Annotated in this window: 4 protein-coding genes; 1 reads left to right on the plus strand and 3 read right to left on the minus strand. The window is 44.1% G+C overall.

The genetic code is table 11. The features are described from left to right. The first annotated feature begins 101 nt into the window (after positions 1-101). The gene (locus OGH69_RS16430) at positions 102-1,496 is read left to right on the plus strand and encodes a peptide-N-glycosidase F-related protein (RefSeq protein WP_265175579.1); all 1,395 of its coding nucleotides are present in this window, start codon (positions 102-104) and stop codon (positions 1,494-1,496) included. Between the two features lie 57 nt (positions 1,497-1,553). Here the strand turns inward: OGH69_RS16430 and OGH69_RS16435 are convergent, their stop codons facing one another. From OGH69_RS16435 to OGH69_RS16445, 3 genes are all read right to left on the minus strand, one after another. Next, a complete protein-coding gene (locus tag OGH69_RS16435; protein WP_265175580.1) occupies positions 1,554-4,010 on the minus strand; it encodes a TonB-dependent receptor in 2,457 nt (818 codons plus the stop codon). Between the two features lie 94 nt (positions 4,011-4,104). Then, a complete protein-coding gene (locus OGH69_RS16440) occupies positions 4,105-5,007 on the minus strand; it encodes a FecR family protein (RefSeq protein ID WP_265175581.1) in 903 nt (300 codons plus the stop codon). Between the two features lie 44 nt (positions 5,008-5,051). After that, complete coding sequence (locus OGH69_RS16445) at positions 5,052-5,573, minus strand: RNA polymerase sigma factor (RefSeq protein WP_265175582.1); 522 nt, start codon at positions 5,571-5,573, stop codon at positions 5,052-5,054. Positions 5,574-6,371: the final 798 nt, after the last annotated feature.

The raw sequence follows: 6,371 nt of genomic DNA on the forward strand, positions 1-6,371 counted from the left end.
TAACATTTCAGGGTAAATTCGTGTTATTCGTGCTGTAGCGTGTTTGTAAGGGTTTGAAAACTAATTTTTTCCTTAATTTAAGCCCCTTAAACTACACGACTATGAAGAAAACTTTACTATTATTTTGTTTTTGCGTTACCATGCTGGCCTCAACGAAGGCATTGGCGCAATTTCCCTATGAGCTCAACGTATTTGACCAGGCCGTATATTACGGCATGTATGAGGGTACGGTGAGCGAGCCTGTTCCCCAGGGCGCGATTCGCCTCAAGAACTGGTCGTATGCCAAAATGCTTACCGCAGAGCAGCTTGCTTCCTTTGGCAACACGCTTACCATGACCGTTACCCTAAACCCGCTTTGCGATAATTATGACCGCATAGGCAACGTGAACCTTACGCTGGTTCCGGTAGGGCAGGCAACCTATGAATATAATGATGCCAACATTAAGCGTATCGAGATCGGGCGTTTCATTACCCCATTCATGAATAAGAATGTCAATAACCCAAATGCTGTACCGTATGTATATGATGTGGATTACCTCACAGACATTTTCCACGATGCCAATATTACGGCAGAATACAACATTTGGATAGAGCTTGAAGTATATGGCTACCAGGGCGGACCCGGGCAGGGCGGGGCAGCTGAAGAAATTCCGGGCTGTGCGGGCAGGAACGATGTATACATGGGCAGCCTTAGCTTTTCGTCAGGTTACGACAGCAGTATCATTAATGGCAGCCACTATATGCTTCCCCTGTCGTATAAGTACGAGTTAAAGAATTACACGCTTGATGGCACCGATGTGCTGGGCGAAACAGTGAAGACAATCAATTTTGATTTACCTACTGCGATGCCTAACGTAAAGCTGCATCTTATTACCTCTAACCATGGTTCCAATACCAACGGAGAGGAGTATGTAAGGAGGGATCATTTTGTCTATTTCGACGATCAGGAAGTGCTTCAATATAAGCCGGGCGGCCTTTCGTGCGTACCCTATCGTATTTATAATACACAGTTCAACTGTATTTATGCAATATGCTACTCTAACGGTACCTGGGCATGGAGGCCTAATACCAATGCTGCCTGGAGTTGGAACAACTGGTGTCCGGGCGATAAGGTGCCAATACGCACCATAGAGCTTGGCGACCTTGCAGCAGGTTCGCACAGTTTTAAGATAGAGGTGCCGGACGCGCAGTTTGCCGACGGGCAGGGTTATTTCCCGATGTCGGTATTCCTGCAAAGCGTTTCACAGACACTTAATGCCGAAGATTTTAATGAAAAATCATTCAGCGTTCACCCGAACCCGGTGAACGATATTGCGGTTATTGAAACGCAAGGCCGCGAAATACAGAAAGTTACTGTAACTAATACCCTTGGTCAGTCGGTTCTGGAAGCCACATCGGACAGGATCGACCTTTCCGGCCTTCAAAGCGGTATCTATGTGGTAAAGGTGCTGTTTGGCAACAGCCTTACAGCAACTAAAAAAATCGTCAAAAAATAAGGTTATATATTGAAAGCTGAAATGGCCCCTTGCACTTTGCGGCGGGCTTTTTCTTTTTTAGAAGGTAAGCTTAATAAGTGCATTCGGGGTGCGTTCCAGCGAATAGGTATTGACTACCTCAATGGCGTCGTTGTCATTATTAAGGCGGTAATAACGGTTGATGATGTTTTTGCGGTTAAAGATGTTAAGTACTGATACGCCAAGCTGCAACCTTGATTTTTCAGTAATATTGAAAACATAGGAAGCCGAGAAATTTACCTGGAAAAAATTACCGATATGGGCAGAGTTAGGCGATGCATATATGATGCCCGGCCCTGAATCGGCTACATTGGCAACAGTTTGGCTGAGGGGCGGCGTAACAGGCTTGCCGGTGTACCATTTCGAGCCAAGCGCAACCTTAAAGTTGTGCCATTCGTATATAGCGGCACTATTGACGGTATGCTTTATTTCGAAGCTGCTGGGAAATTTTTCGGGAATTATGTTGTCAAAGCTGTAATCATTATCATTCCAGGTATAGCTCAGCCAGGCGTAGAAGCCTTTAAACTGCTTTTGTACCAGGAATTCAGTACCCACTACCGTATAACTCCCTGTAGCCTGTATCAGTTCGAGCTGGTCCTGGAAAGCCTGCCCATAACTGGTAATGCCGTTTACCTTTTTATAAAAATTCTCTATTGATACCAGCCATCCCTTATCTTTATATGTTACCCCTACAGATGCCTGCCTGCTGCGCTGCACCGGGATGTCTTTGTCGTTGGAGAGGATCCATCTCCTCTTTTCAATGCCCAGGAAATCACCCTGCAGCTCTACTATCTGTGATGCTGTCTGGCTTTTTTGCTCCGCGAGCAGCTCTATCTGCCATAATACATTAGGGGAGAAGCTTACCTGGATGCGCGGCTCGGCATACAGCATGCCAAACTGTTCGATGTAATTGCCCCTTATGCCGGCACGGGAATAGATTTTGCGGTTGGGAGAATCATATTCCAGCTCGCCGATTAGGGCATGGCTGCGTAGTACTTCTTTTACGGTACGGCTGTACTGCGGCTCGTTCACCTTATCCCCGTTCTCAATGCCTATCTCATTATATTGGTAGCCGCTCTTAATATTGAACAGCGGGTTAAGGCGGTAGGAGTCACTAATGTGGAATCCTGCATCAAGAATCGTATTTTCCTGTTCCTTTACCTGGTTGAATTCGATGGAGGCATTCCTGCCATCCACATTATAGTACGAGCCATATAGGCCAAATTCACTGGTATGGGTATCGCTCCATTTTCTTCTCCATGCCGCCGTGCCCCCAAGGGTAAGCTGGTTGAGGTCGCTTACCTCGGTAACAACGCGGGTTTCCGTGATGGTACCCTGTGCAAAATCCAGACTGTTGTTAATGCACAGCATATCCACATATATGTCGTCCTTATCACCTAATTTCTGATGGTACTGACCGGTAAAGTCATAAAAAAAGAACTCCTTGTCACTCTTGTAGTTCACATCCATACTGTTGTTCAGCTGTGTTACTACCGTGTTTTGGAAAATCCTTTTAGAATATTTCGAATAGGTGGGGAAGTCCAGAACATCGGTAAAGGAGCGGCGTGCCGAAATATCGAAGTTGGCATTCTCGCCCGACTTAATCCTGGTGTAAAATTCCAGCCCTATCATGTTGGTGCCAAGGCTGGTGGTATTGTTGCCAATATCGGAAGGGCGGGACGAGATGTCTATGGCGCTGGAAACGCTTTCGCCGTAAAAAGCCGACGTTCCGTTCTTGGATATTTTGACCTGGTGGGCGAGATTGGGGCTAAGTGCGGAAATGAGGCCGAAAAAATGCCCGGTTTGGAAAAGGCGTATGCCATTCCATGTAAAAAGGTTTTGGTCGTGGGTGCCACCCCTTACGTTAATGTTAGAAACGGTTTCGTCTATGCTGTTGATGCCGGGCAGCTGCTGCATGGCCAGCAGAACATCAGGCTCGGTGAGCCCCGGAAGTATTCCGAACTGATCCGGCTTGATGCTGAAGCTGCCATCCTTTTTTTTTGATATACCAGAGGTAAGGTAGCGTTCGGTGACAATCTCCTCCAATTCGTTTACTTCCAGGCTAAGGACAATTTCTTTGCAATCGTTGTCCAGTAGCTCTTTAGGTTTTACCGTACGCGTCTGGAAACCCATTTGTCCTACAACCAGATCGGTCAGTACAGGCCGGGGCAGCTCAAAGTACCCGTCTGAGCCTGTAACGATCTTTTTGTCGGTTCCATATTGTATTACGGCATTATCAACAGGTTGCCCATATTCGTCAACTACAAAAGCGCAAAGCCGGTTGGTATCGGTTTTTGCGCCTTTATATATGATGATATAATTTCCGTTTTCCTTGTACAGGAGGTTGGTGCGGTTGGATATGTAAACCAGTTTTGCCCTTAGCGGGAGTGTAGCGGGAGGCGGGAAAATGCTGTGCCCGAATATATCTTCCTCGGCAAAATTGAATTTTACATTATGTTGCAGTGCAATAGATTCCAGTATTTTTTTGAGTTCCACAGCATTATTTTCGACCTGGCCAAGAGCATTGGCGGCGAAAAAAAAAAGGCAGCTACTCAGCAAAAAATGCCGGATGTTAAACCTCATTCAGACCTTACCTTAATATGATTTTATCGCCCGCTTTTTCAGCTTTCAATCCATATATGGTTTCTAATGTTATAAGAGCAGTATCTATGTCGTTCATAGGGAGTGTACCTGTGAACTTTTTACCACCACCGGGCAGTGAAGTCTTTAGGTTAATATCCATTTTATACTGGCGCTCCATTTCTTCAATAACGTTTTGAAGCTTTTCTGCGGCAAATTTAGTTTCGTAGGTAATCCATCCCGGCTGCATATCTTCCTGGTTAGGCAGTTGGGTCAGCTTACCATTTATAAAGGTAACGCTTTTTCCCGGCGTAAGCAGTATCGACTCGTCGCTGTCGGCAACTTTAACTTTTCCCTCAAAACAGGTTACGTCAAAACGGCCTTCACGAGCCTTCACGTTAAATTGAGTGCCAACAACCGTAACTGTTCCCATGTCGGTAACCACATCGAACTTTTCGCCCTTAGCCACTTTAAAATATGCCTCGCCATCCAGCTCAATCCTCCTGTTGCCATCCCAGTTCCAGGTCCTGAATTTGGCTTCAGATCCAGAATTCAATACAACTTCCGAATTATCCGGCAGCAGGAATTCCTTCCTTTCGCCCATTCCGGCTATTTCGGTAGCGGTCCTTGTGGTATACAGGAAGAAAGTTCCGCCAAGCAGTATCACAAGCACTGCTGCAATTCTTGGGAGCCATGGGTTCAGGCGGCGTACTTTTGGTTGCTGCTGCCTGTTCCTGTTGCGGCTTATCGACTGGTACAGGCTGTCCATATCTGCTTCGGGTGCAGTAAGCTGCGCCGAATATTCACGTATCCTTTGGTATGTAGCAAACTCAGGGGATGCTTCGAATGCTTTCAGCTCGTCCGCATCCATTTCATTATTTAGCCATTTGGCTAATGTAACATCATCTTTCATTTTATCCTCTGTTTAGGTTTATAACAGGCAATTCTTAGAATTCCCTACCTTATATTTTCAATATCTTTCCTTAATTGCTGCAGGGCACCATGTATGCGCTTTTCCACTGCCTTTACGCTTATGTTCAAAATTTCAGCTATTTCATGGTATTTTTTTCCGTCAATGCGGTGCAGCAGGAAGGCGCTCCGTTGCGCCTCCGATAATCCGGCAATTGCATTTTGCAGCTTAACTTTAAATTGCTCTTCCTCCATTATAAACTCAGGATTTTGGCTGTCATGAGCATTCGGGTTGGCCTTTTTGGAGTATTCCAGCACTACTTTTTGGTGGGCTACGTGGTTTAGCGAAGTATTATTGGCTACAGTATACAGGAAAGATTTTGCCTTTTCAGGCGGTACATTAGCACAATTCTCCCAAAGTTTGATAAAGGCTTCCTGCGTTACGTCTTCGGCCTGTTCCTCGTTTCCAAATTTATAGAATAGGTAATTACGCAGCGTTTTGGCATGGCTTTTAAAAAAACCGGCAAAAGTAAGCTCCTCGCAAATGCCTGCAGTTGTATTCTCGTTCATCGGGGTTGGTTAATGGCTGTTAAATTACAAAAAACTAAACAGGCAAATACTGATTTTCCCTAAAAAGATTGGATAAACTTATAATAAAATCTAAATACGCTGCGTGAATATTGTTAATAATCACACAATTCAGATAACTCTAACATGACGAAATTTAACTGCAAGGATATGTTTACGGTTCACAGTCATTTCGACGTATATAAACTTTAAAACTTAATATTTATGAAAAGGATAGGATTACTTATTGTGATGGTTGTTAGCTCAATGTTTACACTTTAATGTTCAGATTATGAGAACAATGCCAAAGATGAAGAGGTAGTGAGGAATACCAAAAAGGAAGAAATAATCAGCTATATCATGACGGGGGCATGGCGAACTAATTCTTTACTTGATGATGGACATAACAGGTCGGCCGAATTTAATGATTTTACTTTGTTTTTCTTGAAGATAACAGGATTCTGGCTACTAATGATGAGGTTGTGAATGAAGGAAACTGGACAATAATAATCAACGAAGCGAATGAACTTGATTTTAGGTTATTTTTGAAGCACAAGATTTTATGCCTCTGAAGGGTACTTGGGACATTGCAGAAAGCAATGGAGGCAGGCTAAAATTAAGAAATGGAAATGAAATTGATGAGTTGGTATTTGTAAAAAATTAATTCTTTATTGAACCGGAATTAAAGGGGCTGTCTCAAAAGGATAGCCCCTTTTTCATTTTAATTAAGTTTACTTTTCTTTGCATGCTGATTTTGACATTTTAAAGTCTCCTTTTTAGCCCATAAAAGGTTATACGTTT

Origin of the sequence: Flavobacterium sp. MFBS3-15, assembly GCF_026107645.2 — a bacterium.
In the GTDB taxonomy this organism is placed as follows: Bacteria; Bacteroidota; Bacteroidia; order Flavobacteriales; family Flavobacteriaceae; genus Flavobacterium.